19 protein-coding genes and 1 tRNA gene are annotated in these 18,201 nt (G+C 57.8%); 11 read left to right on the top strand and 9 right to left on the bottom strand.

All coding sequences use genetic code 11. The features are described 5' to 3' along the window. Window positions 1–7 precede the first annotated feature (7 nt). The 3 genes from KBY02_RS24360 to xerC form a co-directional block, all read right to left on the bottom strand. Window positions 8–1,507, bottom strand: a complete 1,500-nt coding sequence (locus KBY02_RS24360; protein ID WP_060406609.1) for a methionine--tRNA ligase — start codon at window positions 1,505–1,507, stop codon at window positions 8–10. Further along, complete coding sequence (locus KBY02_RS24355; protein ID WP_003410749.1) at window positions 1,500–1,892, bottom strand: cupin domain-containing protein; 393 nt, start codon at window positions 1,890–1,892, stop codon at window positions 1,500–1,502. Before KBY02_RS24355 ends, KBY02_RS24360 begins: the two co-directional genes overlap by 8 nt. 333 nt (window positions 1,893–2,225) lie before the next feature. Continuing rightward, a complete protein-coding gene (gene xerC / locus KBY02_RS24350; protein WP_129450881.1) occupies window positions 2,226–3,191 on the bottom strand; it encodes a tyrosine recombinase XerC in 966 nt (321 codons plus the stop codon). 223 nt (window positions 3,192–3,414) lie between these two features. Between xerC and KBY02_RS24345 the strand changes: the two genes are divergently transcribed. Further along, a complete protein-coding gene (locus KBY02_RS24345) occupies window positions 3,415–3,879 on the top strand; it encodes an antitoxin Xre/MbcA/ParS toxin-binding domain-containing protein (RefSeq protein WP_060401043.1) in 465 nt (154 codons plus the stop codon). 5 nt (window positions 3,880–3,884) lie between these two features. Here KBY02_RS24345 and KBY02_RS24340 read toward each other — a convergent pair whose 3' ends face one another. Both KBY02_RS24340 and KBY02_RS24335 read right to left on the bottom strand, forming a co-directional pair. Next, window positions 3,885–4,868 carry an MDR family oxidoreductase gene (locus KBY02_RS24340; protein ID WP_003400957.1) on the bottom strand — a complete coding sequence of 328 codons (984 nt, stop codon included), beginning with the start codon at window positions 4,866–4,868 and terminating at the stop codon, window positions 3,885–3,887. Window positions 4,869–4,917: 49 nt separating this feature from the next. Next, the gene (locus KBY02_RS24335; RefSeq protein WP_225650826.1) at window positions 4,918–5,577 is read right to left on the bottom strand and encodes a TetR/AcrR family transcriptional regulator; all 660 of its coding nucleotides are present in this window, start codon (window positions 5,575–5,577) and stop codon (window positions 4,918–4,920) included. Window positions 5,578–5,712: 135 nt separating this feature from the next. On the opposite strand from KBY02_RS24335, the gene KBY02_RS24330 reads away from it, so the two are divergent. The 9 genes from KBY02_RS24330 to KBY02_RS24290 all read left to right on the top strand — a co-directional run bounded on the left by KBY02_RS24330 (window position 5,713) and on the right by KBY02_RS24290 (window position 14,199). Continuing rightward, a complete protein-coding gene (locus KBY02_RS24330) occupies window positions 5,713–6,792 on the top strand; it encodes an NAD(P)H-dependent flavin oxidoreductase (RefSeq protein WP_225650825.1) in 1,080 nt (359 codons plus the stop codon). Window positions 6,793–6,893: 101 nt separating this feature from the next. Next, the gene (modA, locus tag KBY02_RS24325; RefSeq protein WP_225650824.1) at window positions 6,894–7,661 is read left to right on the top strand and encodes a molybdate ABC transporter substrate-binding protein; all 768 of its coding nucleotides are present in this window, start codon (window positions 6,894–6,896) and stop codon (window positions 7,659–7,661) included. Then, entirely contained in the window at window positions 7,662–8,342 is a 681-nt protein-coding gene (gene modB / locus KBY02_RS24320) for a molybdate ABC transporter permease subunit (RefSeq protein ID WP_054091338.1), read from the top strand. Window positions 8,343–8,345: 3 nt separating this feature from the next. After that, entirely contained in the window at window positions 8,346–9,434 is a 1,089-nt protein-coding gene (gene modC, locus KBY02_RS24315; protein ID WP_225650823.1) for a molybdenum ABC transporter ATP-binding protein, read from the top strand. Between the two features lie 89 nt (window positions 9,435–9,523). Continuing rightward, a complete protein-coding gene (locus KBY02_RS24310) occupies window positions 9,524–10,594 on the top strand; it encodes a DNA topoisomerase IB (RefSeq protein ID WP_024660821.1) in 1,071 nt (356 codons plus the stop codon). Window positions 10,595–10,761: 167 nt separating this feature from the next. Beyond that, window positions 10,762–10,847 (top strand) — tRNA-Leu (locus KBY02_RS24305). 414 nt (window positions 10,848–11,261) lie between these two features. Continuing rightward, window positions 11,262–11,606 (top strand): hypothetical protein, encoded by a 345-nt coding sequence (locus KBY02_RS24300; RefSeq protein WP_024659482.1) that lies wholly within the window; start codon window positions 11,262–11,264, stop codon window positions 11,604–11,606. A gap of 554 nt (window positions 11,607–12,160) precedes the next feature. Then, complete coding sequence (locus tag KBY02_RS24295; RefSeq protein WP_024651074.1) at window positions 12,161–13,144, top strand: DUF1852 domain-containing protein; 984 nt, start codon at window positions 12,161–12,163, stop codon at window positions 13,142–13,144. A gap of 23 nt (window positions 13,145–13,167) precedes the next feature. Next, on the top strand, window positions 13,168–14,199 hold the full coding sequence (locus KBY02_RS24290; RefSeq protein WP_225650822.1) for a methionine synthase: 1,032 nt from the start codon (window positions 13,168–13,170) through the stop codon (window positions 14,197–14,199). Window positions 14,200–14,357: 158 nt separating this feature from the next. Here KBY02_RS24290 and KBY02_RS24285 read toward each other — a convergent pair whose 3' ends face one another. The 4 genes from KBY02_RS24285 to KBY02_RS24270 all read right to left on the bottom strand — a co-directional run bounded on the left by KBY02_RS24285 (window position 14,358) and on the right by KBY02_RS24270 (window position 17,546). Next, window positions 14,358–15,131: a lytic polysaccharide monooxygenase auxiliary activity family 9 protein gene (locus KBY02_RS24285; protein WP_003400932.1), complete on the bottom strand. Its 774-nt coding sequence runs from the start codon at window positions 15,129–15,131 to the stop codon at window positions 14,358–14,360. Between the two features lie 147 nt (window positions 15,132–15,278). Next, window positions 15,279–15,665, bottom strand: a complete 387-nt coding sequence (locus tag KBY02_RS24280) for a VOC family protein (RefSeq protein ID WP_024638614.1) — start codon at window positions 15,663–15,665, stop codon at window positions 15,279–15,281. Window position 15,666: 1 nt separating this feature from the next. Then, window positions 15,667–16,680, bottom strand: coding sequence for an isopenicillin N synthase family dioxygenase (locus KBY02_RS24275; RefSeq protein ID WP_003400928.1), 1,014 nt, complete (start codon window positions 16,678–16,680; stop codon window positions 15,667–15,669). 227 nt (window positions 16,681–16,907) lie between these two features. Next, on the bottom strand, window positions 16,908–17,546 hold the full coding sequence (locus KBY02_RS24270; RefSeq protein ID WP_024638612.1) for a cysteine hydrolase family protein: 639 nt from the start codon (window positions 17,544–17,546) through the stop codon (window positions 16,908–16,910). Window positions 17,547–17,725: 179 nt separating this feature from the next. Here KBY02_RS24270 and KBY02_RS24265 point away from each other — a divergent pair, with 179 nt between their 5' ends. After that, window positions 17,726–18,103: a YceK/YidQ family lipoprotein gene (locus KBY02_RS24265; RefSeq protein WP_225650831.1), complete on the top strand. Its 378-nt coding sequence runs from the start codon at window positions 17,726–17,728 to the stop codon at window positions 18,101–18,103. Window positions 18,104–18,201 lie beyond the last annotated feature (98 nt).

Here is an 18,201-nt window from a genome sequence, read left to right as displayed (position 1 = left end):
AATCCGTTCAGATGGAGTATTCAGCGGCCGGGCCGTTCATCAGCGTGGCGTGGACGCGGGCCTCGGGCAGTGCGAACGCGCTGATGATCTGCGCTGACATGTCCGGAATCAGCGCCTTGCCGGCCACCGCGATGAATGCCGCCAGATGGCTGACCGGGCGTCCTTCGGCCAGACGCCCGCGGGTGATGGCGATCGCGTCCAGCAGCACCTGAGCCATGCGTTTCATCGAAAACTGCGCAGGCTCCGAAGCTTTGCTCCACTGCACGCGCAACGCTTCCAGGAGTCCGGCGTCCGCCCCGCAGAGGCCGCTCCACCAGTGGTCGTCGCGGTTTATTCCGGCGTCCAGCAAGGCCGGGAAAAACTCGCTGAACACCTCTGCCCGCCATGCAAGGAACTGCGCCAGGCGGAAATCACCTTCGCTTTCCTCCGGCGCGATACTCGCCAGATACAGGCGCGCACTGTCCGCGCAGGCTTCACGGGCCAGGTCGCCGACCCAGATCGCATGGTTGCGACTGGTCGACAGGTTCAGGCCGTCCAGCTTGAGAAACTGATTGGGCATGAAGCGCTGGCGGACCCTGATGTCGTGCAGCGCCGTCAGTTGCGCCGGATAGACGATGGCGTGGCTGAACACACAGTCAAAGCCGAGAAAATGCACCAGCGTGCCCTGCCCTGACTGCCAGTACTGACGAAACAGCTCCGGACGCCCGACGCGGTCGGCATACTCCCGAAATGCCGCCATGTAGCCCGCCAGCCCCATGAACCAGGTGTGCACCCGGCACGAGCCGTCGGCCTGCAGATCAAGCCCGCCGTCGCCCGGACGCGTGACGCCCCAGTCATGCAGGTGCTCCAGGCTGTCGCGCAACCAGCTGTCGAGCGGCTTGCGCCATGACTGGCCCAGCAGGCGGTCACGCAACTGCGGCTTGAACCCGGCCAGTTTCAGAAACGCGCGATGGGCGTTTTTCCATTGCGAGGGCTGACTGCAGAGCTTGCAGCGCAAGTCCGTCATCAGCTCGGCGTCAGGGGCCTGGGCGCAGTTCTCGCACTGACTGGCGTCGGACTCGGCACCGCAGTAATTGCAGTTGCCCCGGGCAAACGCCTCGTAACCCCAGACATCGCAATCAGGGCAATACGACTCGCTTGAATCCCGACACTCGATCGCGCCGGCATCACGCAACGCACCGAACACCTCACCCACCGCTTCGGCGAACCACGGGTTGTCGTGCGGGCGCATCCAGTTGTCGGGCTGTATGTTGATGGCCGCCAGCGAGGCCTCGATGCGGTCGGAATTGCGCCTGGCCAGCTCGACCGGGTCGACGCCCTGCTCCAGCCCTTTGCGCAACATGTAGGACTGGTAGTCGTCGGAGTAGGACACCAGCACACACTCGTGGCCACGCTGACGCTGCACGCGGGTAAACACATCAGCGGCCAGAAACGGCCCGGCGATATGGCCTATGTGCAAATCGCCATTGGGGGTCGGGGGCGTGATGGTGACGATGAACTTACTCATCCAGGCACCCCGTGGTCTCGCTGTGCTGCGCCACGAACGCGTTCACGTAGTTCATGTCCCACCAGACCACATAGAAGTGGAAGTCCTCGGCGGAATCATTGATGACGTAATGGTTGGTGTGTTTCGGAATGGCGGCGATATCGCCAACGGTGAAATCCATCTGCCGGTCACCGACAACCAGACGCGCACTGCCCTTGATGGCAATGAAGATTTCCTGATCGATCTGGGTGTGTGCTTCGCTGCAGGTGCCCGGACGGACCACGCACCAGCCGCCGGCGAACGGCATCGGGTAGCCTTCCCACGGCAGCAGGCGGCTGCCATCCAGTCCGTACTCGTGTACCAGCGAGTCGAATCGGGTTTTACGGTGTATATCGAACTTTTCCATGCTCAGTCCCGTACGTTTCAAGTGCGGCAAAGCATGAAATTGTTGCCAATTGTTGGCTATCCGATTGCCGGATAGCTCAGGGTCGAACTATCCATTTTCTGGATGGCGATCCGCAGGCCCGTCCGCCGTCCTATTTCTTTTGCCAATGACGGCTATCGATAACGCTGATAACTGAATCGGGAACGCCAGTGTTAACGTTGCCGGCGATGAACGAACATTTCTCCCGGCCCCGCGAATCCGCGTCGCGATGCCGGTGAATCTCTGCTCTGCTTCATCACTCCTTTGGTTAGATCTTTTAAGCCACCCCGTTTACGCGAGGTGGCTTTTTTTTGCTCAAAGATCAAACCCGTCCACAACATTGCGCCGCTCGTTGTCACTGCGCATGTCGTAACTGGCGGTGGTCGAGATGTGCGTGTGATGCGCGAGCTTCTGGGCAATCGACAGATCGAACTCTTCGATCACCCGGGTAATGAACGAACGTCGAAAATCATGGGGCATGATGTTCACACCCACCTGGCGCCCGCGCTGCTTGGCGATGAAGTAAATGGCGTGCTTGGTGATTCTGTCGCGGGTGATATGGCTGCCACGGCGAATCCGGTTGAACAGGAACGGGTCATCGCCCTGCCCCGGCGGGAGGCACGACCGGCGCAACGCCAGCCAGTCGTTCAGCGCCTTGAAGGCCCATTCGGGGGCGTATTTGATCAATTGCTTGTTGCCTTTGCCCAGCACCCGCAGGCTGCGCTCGGCGAAGTCGATCTGGGAAAGGTCGAGGTTGACCGACTCGGACTTGCGCATCCCCGAGCCATACAGAATGGCAATGATCGCGGCATCGCGACGCCCTTGCGGCCTGGGGTCGGCAGCACAGGCTTCCATCAGCTCACGAATCAGCGTGCGACGGATGTTGCGGCCCTTGACCAATCGCGTGCCGCTGACCGGTTTGATCGAGCGGATTTTCAGCAGTTGATCGTGGCTGATCAGGTCGTGTCGCCAGGCTTCGTTCATCACGCCGCGAATGGCGTTCACATACAGCGAGGTGGTGTTGGGCGCGTAGTCATCCTGACGCAGCGTTGCGACCAGCGCGGTAACGTGGCCAGGTTGCAGGGTGTGCCAGGGAACATCATGAATATCGACGTCAGCCATGCCCAGCCGGTCTGCTGCATCCTGCAGAACGTAGGTCATGGTCAGGCGGCTTGAAGGTGCCAGGCGATCGAGGTAGAGGCGCAGCGGCTTGTTGACGTCGGGCAGCGAAGGCTGGCTGACGATGCGTGCGTCCTGGTCGGTGTGAGGGTCGTGCGGCATAGGGAGCGACGCCTTTTCTGGTGCAAGCGCGTGCCAACAGCCACGGCGCTTTTCATTCGCATTCAAGCGAGCGACTTTAGCACGAGGGCTCTGGTGCGACACCTGCGCTGCAGCGCACCACCTGCCCCGTCAGGCAACGCCCGGTAACATCCTGCCGCTTGAACGACGCGTCACCTGGGATAGCCTTGGCCGTCCTTTCCGCCATCGAAGGCCGGCACGCACCTTGATTCCGCCCTCTGCCCGCAAAACACCTGGCCGCGGTGACGCGGCGGCCAGTTTCTGGTTGCTGACCCACCAGCTCAGTCAGCGCAGCGAAGCTGAACGCCTGACGAACATTCAGGCGGGCTTTGCACCGCGCTGGATCCGTGCAGTGCGGGACGCGCTGGCCCTTGCCCCCAGGCAAATGGAAGCGCTGTTCAACGCATCGGTTTCAACCCTCGAACGGCGCCAGCGCCAGCAACAGTCACTGGACCTGGTAGCCTCCGAACGCCTAGACCGTGTGGCGATGATTGCCAGCCACGCCCTGCAGGTGTTTGCAACGCCCGAGCGTGCCAGCCAATGGCTGGTTGCCCGCAACACGTCATTCGGCGGTCGCACGCCGTTGCAATTATGCGAAACCGGGCTCGGCACGACGCAGGTGCATCGCGCACTGATCGCGCTTGAGTGTGCCAGTGTCGACGCCCTCTGATTCACTCAACGTGCGGTATCCACCACAATCCGGCCACGAACCTGCCCTGCAATCAATTGCGGCGCGAGGTCGATCACCTCGCTCAAGCCGACTTCACGGCTGATCAGTGGCAGCAACGACATGTCCAGGTCGCTCGCCAGCCTCGACCAGGCTTCCAGCCGATCCGCGCGCGGGCGAGTCACGCTGTCGATACCCGCCAGCGTGACACCGCGCAGAATGAACGGCGCAACCGACCCCGGAAACTCCATGCCCTGCGCCAGGCCACAGGCCGCCACCACACCCCGATAACGAATACCGGCGCACACGTTGGCCAATGTATGGCTGCCGACAGAGTCGACTGCCGCCGCCCATTGCTCCTTGGCCAGCGGTCGCCCAGGCTGCGAGAGGGTTTGCCGGTCAACGATCTGTGCCGCGCCGAGTTGCTGCAGGTAGTCGCTTTCCGAGGCCCTCCCGGTGGAAGCAATGACCCGATAGCCGAGCCTGGCCAGGATGGCGATGGCAAAGCTGCCGACCCCACCATTGGCGCCGGTGACCAGCACATCACCGTGGTCCGGGGTCAAGCCGTGCTTTTCCAATGCCAGGACACTGAGCATCGCGGTGTAGCCCGCCGTGCCGATGGCCATCGCCTGCGCCGGCGTGAAGGCCTCTGGCAAAGGAATGAGCCATTCGCTCTTGAGCCGGGCCTTTTGCGCCAGCCCGCCCCAATGCCCTTCGCCTACGCCCCAGCCATTGAGCAGAACCTTGTCCCCGACCTTGAACTCAGGGGTATCGCTGGCTTCAACCGTACCGGCCAGGTCAATACCCGGGACCATCGGGAAGCTGCGCACGATCGGGCTCTGACCGGTGATCGCCAGCGCGTCCTTGTAGTTGAGCGTGCTGTGCGACACGTCGATCGTCACGTCGCCCGAGGGCAGCCGCGCTTCGTCGATGTCGGTCAGATTGACGTGGTAGCCCGCCTCATCCTTGTCGATCAAGATGCCCTTGAACATATGCGCCTCCAATTTAGACTGATCGTCTTTAAATAGTTCTGAAGAGAAATCATTGCGGCAAACCGCGAAGGTAGCCGGCAAGGAACGTGTTCAATGGTGTAGCGCTTTTAACCAGCCGGGCACGCAGCACTGCGCCCTCCCAGCCGATCCAGAAAAACGCGGCCAGCTCATCGCAATCAGCGTCTGCAGCCAGCTCGCCCATTGATTGCGCAGCCCTCAGACAACCCGCCAGTTTCGACTGCCAGTCCAGCAGCGTCTGTTCCAGTACCTCGCGAAATCCGTCCGGTAACAGACTGATTTCCTGGCCCAGATTGCCGACCATGCAACCGCGTCGATAGTCGTGTCGCGCCATACCGCCCTTGGCGCTCTGCACAAAGCCGACAAGTCGCTCCAGTGGCGAAAGCGCTTCATCCAGCAGCCAGCGGTCCAGCCGCTGCGCAAAATAGCGCGCGTACTCATCCAGCACCGCCCGGCCAAAGGCTTCCTTGCTGGGGAAGTAGTGATAGAACGACCCTTTGGGAATGCCGACTTCCTTGAGGATGTAATCAAGCCCTGTGGCCGAAAAACTCTGTTCGGTGAGCACTTCCAGACCGCGGCGCAGCAGCGCCTCGCGGGTCTCGAGATTATCGCGATCAACCTTTGGCGGCCGGCCGGGACGCCGGGGCCTGGCGAGTGAGGGAGTGGGTAGCGAGGTGGTTGGCTGAGTCATACCCGAATAGTAGACCGATCGTTTTTTATGTCAACCGAGTGGCCCTGCCGGCTTGTCGACGCTCGACGTGGCGTTTGCCATTCCCGCCATTCGCGCGCTCAATGAGCATTGCCTGAATGCCTGCCGGAGAAACACATGAGTCAATGGCCAGATAGCCGCATCACTGAACTGTTTGCCGTCGAACTGCCGCTGTTGCAAGCCCCCATGGCGGGCGCCAGCGGATCGCAGATGGCCATTGCTGTGGCTCAGGCTGGCGGCTTGGGGGCATTGCCCTGCGCCATGCTCACCCCTGAGAAAATCGAACAGGAAGTAGCGACTTTCAGGCAGCAGACCGGTAACGCTCCGCTGAACCTGAATTTCTTCTGCCATCAGCCTCCGGCCCACGATGCCGAGCGCGCCGAACGCTGGAAGCAGTCGCTCAAGCCCTATTACGAGGAATTGGGTGCCGATTTCGATGCGCCGACACCAGTCTCCAACCGCGCGCCCTTCGACAGCGACAGCTGCACATTGATCGAGCGCTTGAGGCCGGAAGTGGTGAGTTTCCATTTCGGCCTTCCGCAGCCATCGTTACTGGATCGGGTCCGGGCCACGGGTGCAAAGATCATCTCGTCAGCCACCACGGTCGAGGAAGCGATCTGGCTGGAGCAACACGGCTGCGACGCGGTGATTGCCATGGGCTACGAAGCAGGCGGCCATCGGGGGCTGTTCCTCAGCGATCAACTGCACACCCAGGTCGGTACCTTTGCATTGGTCCCGCAAATGGCTGACGCCACAAGCATCCCGGTCATCGCCGCAGGAGGTATCGCAGACGGACGCGGTGTCGCGGCAGCATTTATCCTGGGCGCTTCGGCGTTACAGGTCGGGACCGCGTATCTGTTCTGCCCGGAAGCCAGCGTCAGCGCCCTGCACCGTCAAGCGCTGCACGATGCCACGGGCAGCCAGACCGCTCTGACCAACCTCTTCACCGGGCGTCCGGCGCGAGGCATCGTCAATCGGATCATGCGCGAAGCCGGCCCCATCAGCCCGCTCGCCCCGGCGTTTCCGCTGGCGGGCGGTGCCTTGATGCCGCTGCGCGCCCAGGCGGAGAAACTGGGCAGCAGTGACTTCGTGAACCTCTGGGCAGGCCAGGCAGTCGGTATCAAACATCAGCTGGGGGCCACCGAGCTGACGCGGCAACTGGCTGAAAATGCGCTGAAAATTCTGTCTCCGCGATAAAACAGTGCTTTCAGAACGACAGGCTGACGCTATATATTTATCTATATAGCGAAACGCCCTTACCCCGATGGCGTGCGTTTTCATCATCAAGGAGCTGTTTCATGCGAACGACCACGCTGCGCGCCATTCTCAAATTCTCCGTGCTGGCCTTTGCTGCCTCTGCCGCAGCCTATGCGTCTGCCGACGAAGTGCAAGTCGCCGTGGCGGCCAATTTCACCGCGCCGATCCAGGCGATCGCCACTGACTTCGAGAAGGACACCGGCCACAAGCTCGTCGCTGCGTTTGGCGCTACCGGTCAGATCTATACGCAGATCAAAAATGGCGCGCCGTTCGAGGTATTCCTCTCGGCTGACGACACCACGCCGGCAAAACTCGAGCAGGAAGGCGACACCGTCAAGGGTTCGCGCTTCACCTACGCGGTCGGCACACTGGCGTTGTGGTCGGCCAAGGATGGTTACGTCGACAGCAAGGGCCAGGTACTCAAGGCCAATCAGTATCAACATCTGTCCATCGCCAACCCCAAAACCGCCCCCTACGGTCTCGCGGCGACTCAGGTACTGAGCAAACTGGACCTGACCGAGGCCACCAAAGCCAAGATCGTCGAAGGTCAGAGCATTACCCAGGCCTACCAGTTCGTGTCCACCGGCAATGCCGAGCTGGGTTTCGTGGCCCTGTCGCAGATCTACAAGGATGGCAAGCTGACCAGCGGCTCGGCGTGGATCGTACCGGATGACCTGCATGACCCGATCAAGCAGGACGCGGTCATCCTCAACAAAGGCAAGGACAGCGCCGCTGCCAAGGCGCTGGTCGAGTACCTCAAGGGCCCGAAAGCCGCCGCGATCATCAAGTCCTTCGGATACCAGCTGTAAATGCCGCTGGGGAGTGCCGACATCGCGGCGATCTGGCTGACGCTGAAACTGGCGTCGCTGACCACTGTCATCCTGCTGATCATCGGCACGCCCGTTGCGCTGTGGCTGGCGCGCACTGATTCATGGCTAAAGGGGCCGATTGGCGCAGTCGTCGCCCTGCCCCTGGTCTTGCCGCCAACCGTTATCGGTTTTTACCTGTTGTTGCTGCTCGGCCCCAACGGTGCGGTGGGTCAGCTTACGCAAGGCCTGGGACTGGGCACACTGACCTTCAGCTTTGCCGGCCTGGTGATCGGCTCGGTTCTGTACTCGATGCCTTTTGTCGTGCAGCCGCTGCAGAACGCGTTTGCAGCGATCGGCACTCGCCCTCTGGAGGTCGCAGCTACCTTGCGGGCGGGCCCTTGGGACACCTTTTTCCACGTGATTCTGCCCCTGGCCAAGCCGGGCTTTATCACCGCGGCCATCCTCGGGTTCGCGCACACGGTCGGCGAGTTCGGTGTGGTCCTGATGATCGGCGGCAATATTCCCGAGAAAACCCGTGTGGTGTCAGTGCAGATCTTCGATCACGTCGAATCCATGGAGTACGTGCAAGCGCACTGGCTGGCCGGCGCGATGCTGGTCTTTTCCTTTCTGGTGCTGCTGGCGCTGTATTCCAGCGGCAAATCCAGAACGGGATGGAGCTGAGTCATGGCATCGCCGATTGAAGTCCGCCTGCAGATGGCCTACCCGGATTTCACCGTCCGTACCGACCTGAGCCTGCCGGGATCAGGCATTACCGCGCTGTTCGGGCCTTCCGGCTCGGGCAAGACGACCTGCCTGCGCTGCATCGCCGGCCTGGAAAAAGCCGATCAGGGCTTCATCCGCGTTCACGATGAAGTCTGGCAGGACACCGAAAAAGGTATTTTCCTGGCTCCGCACAAGCGGGCGATCGGCTACGTGTTTCAGGAAGCCAGCCTGTTCCCGCATCTGTCGGTGCGCGACAATCTGGAGTTCGGCATGAAACGTATCCCGCGCCAGCAGCGCCGCATTCAACTGCCGCAGGCCAGCGAACTGCTCGGCATCGATCACCTGCTGCAGCGTAACCCTGACAAGCTGTCCGGTGGCGAGCGCCAGCGCGTGGGCATCGCCCGCGCCCTGCTGACCAGCCCGCGGCTGATGCTGCTCGATGAGCCGCTGGCGGCGCTGGACACCCGGCGTAAAAGTGAAATCCTGCCGTACCTGGAGCGCCTGCACCGCGAGCTGGACATCCCCATGCTGTACGTCAGCCATGCTCAGGATGAAGTCGCACGCCTGGCGGACCACCTGGTGCTGCTCGAGGCAGGCACCGTGCTGGCCAGCGGTCCGATCCACGAAACCCTGGCGCGGCTGGACCTTCCTCTGGCGATGGGCAGTGATGCAGGCGTGGTCATCGAAGGCACGGTCAGCGCCTATGATCAGCATTACCAGTTGCTCACCGTAACCCTGCCCGACAGCAAACTGAGCATGCGCGTCGCCCACGCGCAGATGCAGGTCGGCACCCTGCTGCGCATCAAGGTCCAGGCCCGGGATGTCAGCCTCAACCTGCAACCCGATTACCAGAGCAGCATCCTCAACCGCTTGCCGGTCACGGTGATCGAGGAAGCGCTGGCCGACAATTCGGCACACGTTCTGGTGAAGCTGGACGCTGGCGGCACGCCGCTGCTCGCACGCATCACTCGCTATTCCAGCGACCAACTGAACCTGCACAGAGGCCAGTCGCTCTGGGCGCAGATCAAGGCGGTCGCGGTGCTGGCCTGACCTTTCGAAAAAAACAGCCACGCAGCAAATAAACGGCACCACCGTAAAAGCCCGAGGTCAGTGTTTTTAACTGCCTTTGGAACTTAGCCATGCCTGACTCGACTGCCATCAGCCAGCCCGCCAGTGAACTGCATTACGTAGACGACACTCAACCGGGCCTTACGCGCAAGGTACTGCGCGGCAAATTCGCGTACTTTGACACCAAGGGTCAGCGCATCAAGGACGAGTCGGAGATCAAGCGCATCAACGCACTGGCAGTCCCGCCCGCCTACACCGAAGTGTGGATCTGTGCCGATCCGCTGGGCCACCTGCAGGCCACCGGCCGCGATGCCCGCGGGCGCAAGCAGTATCGCTACCATCCGCGCTGGCGCGAAATACGTGATCAGGACAAATACTCGCGGCTGATCGAGTTCGGCCATGCGCTGCCCAAAGTGCGCAAGCAGATCGAAGCACAGCTCGCTCAGCCGGGCATGGGCCGGGAAAAAGTCATGGCGACGGTCATTTCATTGCTGGACGCAACACTGATCCGCATCGGCAACAGCCAGTACGCCAAGGAAAACCGCTCGTACGGCCTGACCACCCTGCGCAACAAGCACGTTGAAGTCAAAGGCGGCCAAATCCTCTTCGAGTTCCGCGGCAAGAGCGGCGTCGAGCATAAAGTCAGCGTCAAGGATCGACGTCTGGCCAACGTGATCAAACGCTGCATGGAACTGCCCGGACAAAACCTCTTCCAGTACCTGGACGAAGACGGCGTGCGCCACGCGGTGACCTCTTCCGACATCAATGCCTACCTGCAAAGCCTCACCGGCTCGGACTTCACCGCCAAGGACTACCGAACCTGGGCTGCCAGTGCGCTGGCACTGGCAACGCTGCAAAAACTGCACTGGGAGCCAGAGGCCGACGCCAAACGGCACATCGTCGACATGGTCAAGGCAGTCTCGAAACAACTGGGCAACACCCCTGCCATCTGCCGAAAATGCTACATCCACCCGGCGGTTCTGGAAGGCTTCCTGCTCGGCAACCTGGCCAAACTCCCCCGCTCCCGACAACGCAAAGGCCTGCGCCTGGAAGAAGTCGCCCTGGCAAGCTACCTGCGAATACTGGCTGACAAGGTCGAGGCCGTGGTGAAGGATACGGTGGTGAAAGACAGCAAAGCCTGAGTCGCCGGATCACGGCACGTCAGCCTTTGCACCAATAAAATTTCGTAGCCTCATGATTTGCCAAGCATTTCTGACAGGCAAAAAAGCAGCGTCTTGTACCGTTCGGGACGCTTTCAAGCTTGCTTCATAGGGGCCGGGTGTATATATTCCCTGCTCTTGGCGCTACCGCCCCGATGGCGAAATTGGTAGACGCAAGGGACTTAAAATCCCTCGTCCTTTGGACGTGCCGGTTCGACCCCGGCTCGGGGCACCACATATATAAAGGGCTTACCGGGCATTTTGCCGGGTAGGCCCTTTTTGTTTTGGTTCGCAAAAACAGTCATGGTCCGCAATTCTCGTTTCAATGCTGCTGCGGTCTTCAGCCCGCAGACACCACTCGCCAAATCTGAAGCACTCCACCAATGCACGCCCTCATAGCAATTGGGGATCACTCTGCGCACATCGAACACGCCGAATTGACCTTGATCTCGAGCAGCGGCCAACGATGTAGAAGGGACAAACGCACGATAGCCGTAATGGCCGCAGCACAGAGCATTGTTTGCCCAATTGAACACGCTCAGCACTCCCCCCCGACGTAATTGCCCTGAGCACTGTCACACCTTCGAGCTTGAATGAGTGATCGGATGCCGGTATTAACAGCGGATCAGAAAGCATATGGGGTTAGCGCATGGAGCAAGGAACGTGCATTTTTGAGTTAGCGGGATTCGCGTTGATTACGCTGGTAGTCGTCATCTTGAGAGTGCGCGGAGGTAGCCAGTGGGAAACCGGAATCAATGCAGACTTCCAGGCGGCGTTGAAGAACCTGCACATCGTCAGCTATGAATTGCTTGTAGACCGAACCATAGCCCCTGGCTCGAACGCGTATGCAGAGGTTTACCGGATATTGCGCGATCAGGACGACCGATACTTTCTGTACATACTGCTTGATGATGCCAAGGGGGTGATGAAGCCACTTACGAAGGAGCGAGCGCTTTTAGCGGTAAAGATGAGTCCCTACCAAAAGCAAACTTGACTTGTGGCGGCACAGGGTTTTCTACAAAAGTACTACCGAAGGTTACTTCACGGCGGATGCTTTAATTGCGGCAGCGTTAGTAGCACTGGAGTGGGTTGTGACGGCATGGATCACCGACATTCGGATGCTCTCGACACCGCATCGCCCACATCGAGCCCATACCAGATAACCCAATGTCAGCCACGTATGCGGCAAGAGCGACGTCATGCCTTTTATAACGCTCTGCGCGACTCACGCGCCGAAGCCATTTGGCCCAATATGAGTGGAGCGTGACAAGGATGATTCTGAAAATCATCGTTGTGTCCGACCAGATATTACCGTGGATGGCCCCCCCTTCCAGAGACCTGCCTACCCTTAGGTCAATCATGAGCGTGACTAATGATTTATTGAAATCAATTCGTTTTTGTTCATGTAGGCAACCGGCCTAAAATCCCTACAGCTCTTCACCGTCAACAGAATAATGGTCGCTGATTGAAGAGACAGACACCGGTCAAAGCTGAAGGGGCAAGAAGCCTGTTCGGGCGTTGCCCCATAAGAAAGGATGCCAAGCCAAGATGAAAAAAGAATTCACATTTTCTGTCAAGTGCACTCGTTTTGATGAGAATTATTCACCCTCAGACACGACACGAGTCACGACGAATTTTGCGAACCTGGCCAGGGGGGAAAGTCGCCAGGAGAATGTGCGTAATACGTTGACGATGATCGACAATCGCTTCAATGCGTTGGTGCACTGGGACAACCCCAAAGGAGATCGTTATACGGTGGATCTGAATATTGTCTCTGCAGAAATGCATATCGATACTGAAGGCAATCACCCTGCTATTCCATTAATTGAGATTTTAAAAACCACGATCATTGATCGAAAAACCGATGAGCGCATTAATGGAATGGCAGGAAATAATTTTTCCTCTTATGTGCGAGACTATGATTTCAGTGTGCGATTGCTGCAGCACAATAAGAGTCAGTCCGGGCTCAGCACGCCAGAAAACTTCGGAGACTTGCACGGAAAACTCTACAAATGTTTCGTCAATTCAAGTAGCTACAAAGCCCATTTCGACAAGCCACCTGTTATCTGCCTGAGTGTATCGAGCGCCAGGACCTACCACCGGACCGGGAATCAGCATCCGGTATTAGGGTTCGAGTACCAGCAGGACGAATACTCGTTGACGGATGAGTACTTCAGGAAGATGGGATTAAAGGTTCGCTATTTCATGCCCCCGAACAGCGTTGCGCCTTTGGCTTTCTATTTTTCAAACGACTTGCTTGGTGACTACACCCCTCTGGAGCTTATTAGCACCATCAGCACGATGGACACTTTTCAGAAAATTTATCGACCTGAGATCTATAACGCGAACTCAACGGCAGGAAAACTCTACCAGCCCAGCTTGCAAAATCAAGATTACTCACTGACTCGCATTGTGTATGACCGCGAGGAACGCAGTCAGCTGGCTATCGAGCAAGGAAAGTTCGCTGAAGAGCACTTTATCAAACCTTACCAGACCGTTCTGGATCAGTGGTCCGCTAGCGACGCCCTTTGATCATCTAAACCAAGGCTATTTTTATGAAAAAGCTGTTGCCTACCTCTACCGCTGGCAGTTTGCCTAAACCTTCCTGGCTTGCACAACCTGAGACGCTCTGGTCACCTTGGAAATTGCAAGGCGAAGCACTGGTTGAAGGCAAGCAGGATGCGTTACGTTTGTCGCTGCAAGAACAACAACTGGCCAATATTGATATCGTCAGCGACGGTGAACAAACGCGCCAGCATTTTGTAACTACATTTATTGAGCATCTCGACGGCGTCGATTTTGAACAGCGCGAGACCGTTAGAATTCGTGACCGCTACGATGCGAGCGTGCCAACGGTCGTGGGCGCTGTCGCTCGCCGAGCGCCGGTTTTTGTTGAAGACGCAAAATTTCTACGCCAGCAAACCAGGCAGCCTATCAAGTGGGCCTTGCCCGGGCCAATGACGATGATTGACACCCTCTACGATGCTCATTACAGAAATCGTAAAAAACTGGCTTGGGAGTTTGCCAAAATTCTCAACCAAGAGGCCAAAGAACTTGAGGCTGCCGGGGTTGATATCATTCAGTTTGATGAGCCTGCATTCAACGTGTTTTTTGATGAGGTGAACGACTGGGGCGTCGCCACCTTGGAAAGGGCAGTTGAAGGGCTTAAATGTGAAACGGCCGTGCATATTTGCTATGGCTACGGCATCAAGGCGAATACCGACTGGAAAAAAACGCTGGGTTCGGAATGGCGGCAGTACGAAGAGGCCTTTCCCAGACTGCAGAATTCCAGCATCGACATCATCTCATTGGAATGTCACAACTCGCGCGTCCCTATGGATCTGCTGGAACTCATCCGAGGCAAGAAAGTGATGGTAGGGGCCATTGATGTGGCAAGCCATACCATTGAAACGCCTGAGGAAGTCGCCAACACGCTGAGGAGAGCGCTTCAATTCGTCGATGCCGACAAACTCTATCCGTGCACCAACTGCGGAATGGCCCCCCTCCCTCGTCATGTCGCCAGCGGCAAGCTGCGCGCGTTAAGTGCGGGGGCAGACATCGTGCGCAAAGAACTCTTGAGCCAGTGATCGGCTACGTACGCAAGTCAGTAGGCGATACTCAGGCCTGGCTTGCACAAAAAAGCCCGGCGCTGAAGCCGGGCTTTCTGATCATCTATTCCTTATGCAGAACAAGCATGGGCAACGCTTCGCTGGACGCTTGCACCCTGCCCTTCACATCTACCGCCTCATTTTCCAGATACGGGCACATCAAAATCGACATCAAACGCCTGATAAAACGCTTTATCGGTTTCGGCGACGATCCAGGCAAGAAGAATGACATGATGTCCGTGTTTATCGCTGGGTAATGTTGCTTTTGTAATCTCTGCGGGCTGAAGCTCATCCCGGTGTTTATCAAAAGGACTCAACGGCGAGATATCGCTCCACATCAATCCGTCTTGACCGTCCGCTTTGAAGTGGTTATCACTGACGTAGTTCTTTCCCTGGAAGGCTTCCCGCGTAATGGGTTTGCTTTCATCCCAGCCGTCTTTGGTAATAAACCACCGGTAGCCGCGTGTGACATGTACGGCATGGTACGCCCATCTAACTTCAAACTCGTCTCCACCCGCAACGCTCAACCGAGGCCACTTTTCAGCCGCACCATGACCTTTTTGCGTTATTTCCTCAATGATCCCGACATCCGTCAGGTTCAAGCATTTACGCCGATCATCTTGCCCCCCGCTCAGTATGAGTCCGTCTGGTGGCGGGTTGGCAAGCGGCGGCGCTGACGCAGGCGGATCGAGATTAATAGGCTCATCGACGCCAGGGAAGTCGTGCGCAAGACCAAATGTCTCGTCTGGAAAGTTTTTGCCTCCTTCCATAGCGACCACCTCCCACTCCAGCAACAGCCCTTTGGATATGGCATAAGAACCACGGGATTCGGGACTGGTTACCATACCGTGTCTGGGTTGTGCGCTAGCAGATTCATTCATGTCCATATCCTCAATTATTGAATCAGGCATGCCTTGCCTGTTGCACAATTGAAGACCTGCTTTCACGGACGGGATAGCTAGCAGTTCAGCCAGTAGATTTTTCGATAAATGTCTGAAACAGAGGAGCCTGTCTGGCCGCGCCAGCCCCCTCTCCACTCCATGCTCGACAGCAACTTTTCAGCGCATCACGTTAATGCGAAAGACATTCTGCTCGGGGTCCAGCAGCACGGCCTGATACCAGTTGTAATAGGTCAAGTACGGTTCCTTGACCAGTGTTGCGCCCTGCGCCACCGCCAGCGGCACCAGTCGGTCCACCTCGGCCTGGTCGGACACGTCGATGTTGAGCAAGAACCTGCCCCCCGTGCTGCCTGCAAACGCCTCCAGGCCAAGCAGCTCGTACGCATCCAGTGCGTTGAAACCAATACAGGACTTGCCGGTGTCCAGTCCGCGAAAGATCGGTGACCTGATGGCCTCGATTTCGCGAAAGCCGAACAGGTTCGAGTAGAAGGTGCTCAGGCGGACGATGTCCTGCGCGAACACGTTGACGTATGAAAGTGTGCTCATGTCAGGCCACCTTGCTGCCGCCAAAAGTGGTCTGCTTGACGAACTTGGACAGCAAATGATCGCCTGATGTAACCGGCGCATGCCGAGGCTTGGCGCCAGGCTGCAGGCAACCTGGCAGGCATTGAATCAACGTGTCGTAGTTCGGTTGGTGGAAGAACACCAGAGACTGTCGGCGGTTGTCCTGCTCGCTGGTCATCGGCGGGTTGACCACTCGATGCAGTGTGGAAATCCACTGGTCGTTGGTCCACTGCATCATCAGGTCGCCAATGTTGACCACAAAACCATTCTCGACATACGGCACATCGACCCACTCGCCCTGACGATTACGTACTTGCAAGCCGCCCAGCGCGTTATCAGGGCGAACTATAGTCAGACTGCCGTAGTCGGTATGCGCACTGGCGCGTAACTGGCCAGCCTCGACTTCAGTCTTGATATCCGGATAACTCAGGCTGCGGAACATACTGATATGCCGGTCGATCTTGTCATCGAAAAAACACTCATCCAGTTCCAATGCCAGGGCAAACAGGCGCATCAACGATTGAGCCAATTCGCTCATGGCATCGAAATAGGCCTGGTAAGCCTCCTTGAATCCGGGCAGCAGGTCTTGCGCAGGCCAGACATTCGGTGCGAAGTGCGACCCGGCCTGGGCATTGTGATAATAATCTTCATCCGGCACATCGCTCGGCCCGATGGAGAAAGACTCCTTGAGATCCCCCGGCGCACTTTCCTCCAGAGAATAGGAAAGGCTCTCCTCGGCCACCGCGCTGTAACCACGCACCATTTCCGGGCTGGGCCGATCAACCTTGCGCTTTTCCGCCAGCGGCAAATCAAAAAATTGCCGGGTCAAACACGAGACCCTTTCGATAAGTTCTCCGGGAATCTGGTGCTCGGTGATGACCAGAAACCCGATATCCCGACACGCCTGATTGACTGCCCTGGCTACGGCAGCCTTGCCGTCCGGGTCTTCTGAAAAATAGGGAGCCAGGTTGATAATGGGCACATAGTGCAGAGTCATACGGCTGTTTCCTCTCGCTGAAACGCTGCTGGAAAGGCTCACCGACAAGGGTGAAGGTCAGCGAGGCAGGAGCAGAAAGCATGCCACTGGAAGAATTCATCGTTCATACAAGCAGTTAGCTGTTTCGACGGTCAAAGCCGGATCAAACGGTCTGAAACAGAACGCATGGTTTGAATGCACAGGTATGACAAAACGGGCCAGGATTGCGCACATTCGCCCCGCTTTTTTCAGGCGCTTGCAATACGCTGGATGACGTCGGCGGTCGTCGTTACTTCACCGAACTCATAGGCAATCGTCGTCAGGGATATTCGCTGAACTTCTTCAGCTGAAACAGCGCCGAACCCGACGTCCGGGTAGTCCATCGCAGCATTGGCGTCGCTCAGCGCGATGACTTTGTACTCACGATGCACGCCGTCTCTGATCGTGGTTTCACAACACACATTGGTGACCGTACCGCAGACGATGATGGTGTCGACATCCCGCGCACGCAGCACAGTGTCCAGGTCCGTGTTATGAAAGCCGCTGTAAAACAGCTTGTCGACAATCACATCACCGGGCCGAGGCGCGAGTGCTTCGATGACCTCAACGCCCGGATCATGCCGTGCCAGTATCTGGTCCACATTCGGATAAAGATCGCGCATGCGCCCGGTGTCAGAACCATCGCCGCGCACGATATGGCGAAGATAAGCCACCGTCACTCGAGCAGACCGTGCGGTTTGCAGCAGCATCTGGATAGGCTGGACGATGTCCGCAGTACTTTTTACGTACAACGCCCCGCTGGGCTCACAAAATACCTTTTGCATGTCTACAACGATGACCGCCGTTCTGAGCGGATTGATCGGCCAGCGGACAAGGGGTTTGCTCATGGGACTTACCTCGATTGAGCCTGACAGGCTGGGTAGCCATGCCAAGCAATAATCGTGCTGTCTGTCTCCAGAGCATCTGCAAGGAAGAACTGTGCACCGTTCACGCGGCATTACAACGTATGTGCCTCATGCGCCTGAACCGCCGTCCTAAACGCATCGAAAATACAAGGAACGTTGTTATGAAGCCAAGTTTCGTAGAGCAAAAACCGTCAGGCAGGTTTCATCGAAAAACCCATGGCATGCTACTGCTGGCACTTGCCTTGACGGGGTGCGGAACAATCAACACCACGTTTAGACCCGATTCCGTCGCAGGTGAAAAGCTCACTGACTGGAAATCAAATTGCTCCCCTATTCCGCGCGTTTACAGCGGGGTTATGCTCGATTTCTGTGAATTGAACGCCGAGCCCAAACAGAGTAGCGCTTATCAGAAGACCAATGCGCCTGAGTGGGTTTTACTGGACATGGGCTTATCAGGCATCGCGGATACGTTGCTCCTGCCCTACACGATTTACCAGCAAAACCAATACGGCTACATCAACGCAAGCCGCTTTAAATAGCGGCTGAGCCAGGTTTTGGAACCCCTCGCGTTCCACTCCCCGACAAGAGCAAAGTACACGGGTACCCCACTCGTCCATTGCGTAAAGCATCAACGAAA

It is taken from the genome of Pseudomonas sp. P129 (assembly GCF_020312195.1).
Lineage (GTDB): Bacteria > Pseudomonadota > Gammaproteobacteria > Pseudomonadales > Pseudomonadaceae > Aquipseudomonas > Aquipseudomonas fragariae.
The sequence above is the reverse complement of the archived record's forward strand: the minus strand, read 5'-3'. Positions and strand labels throughout refer to the sequence as shown.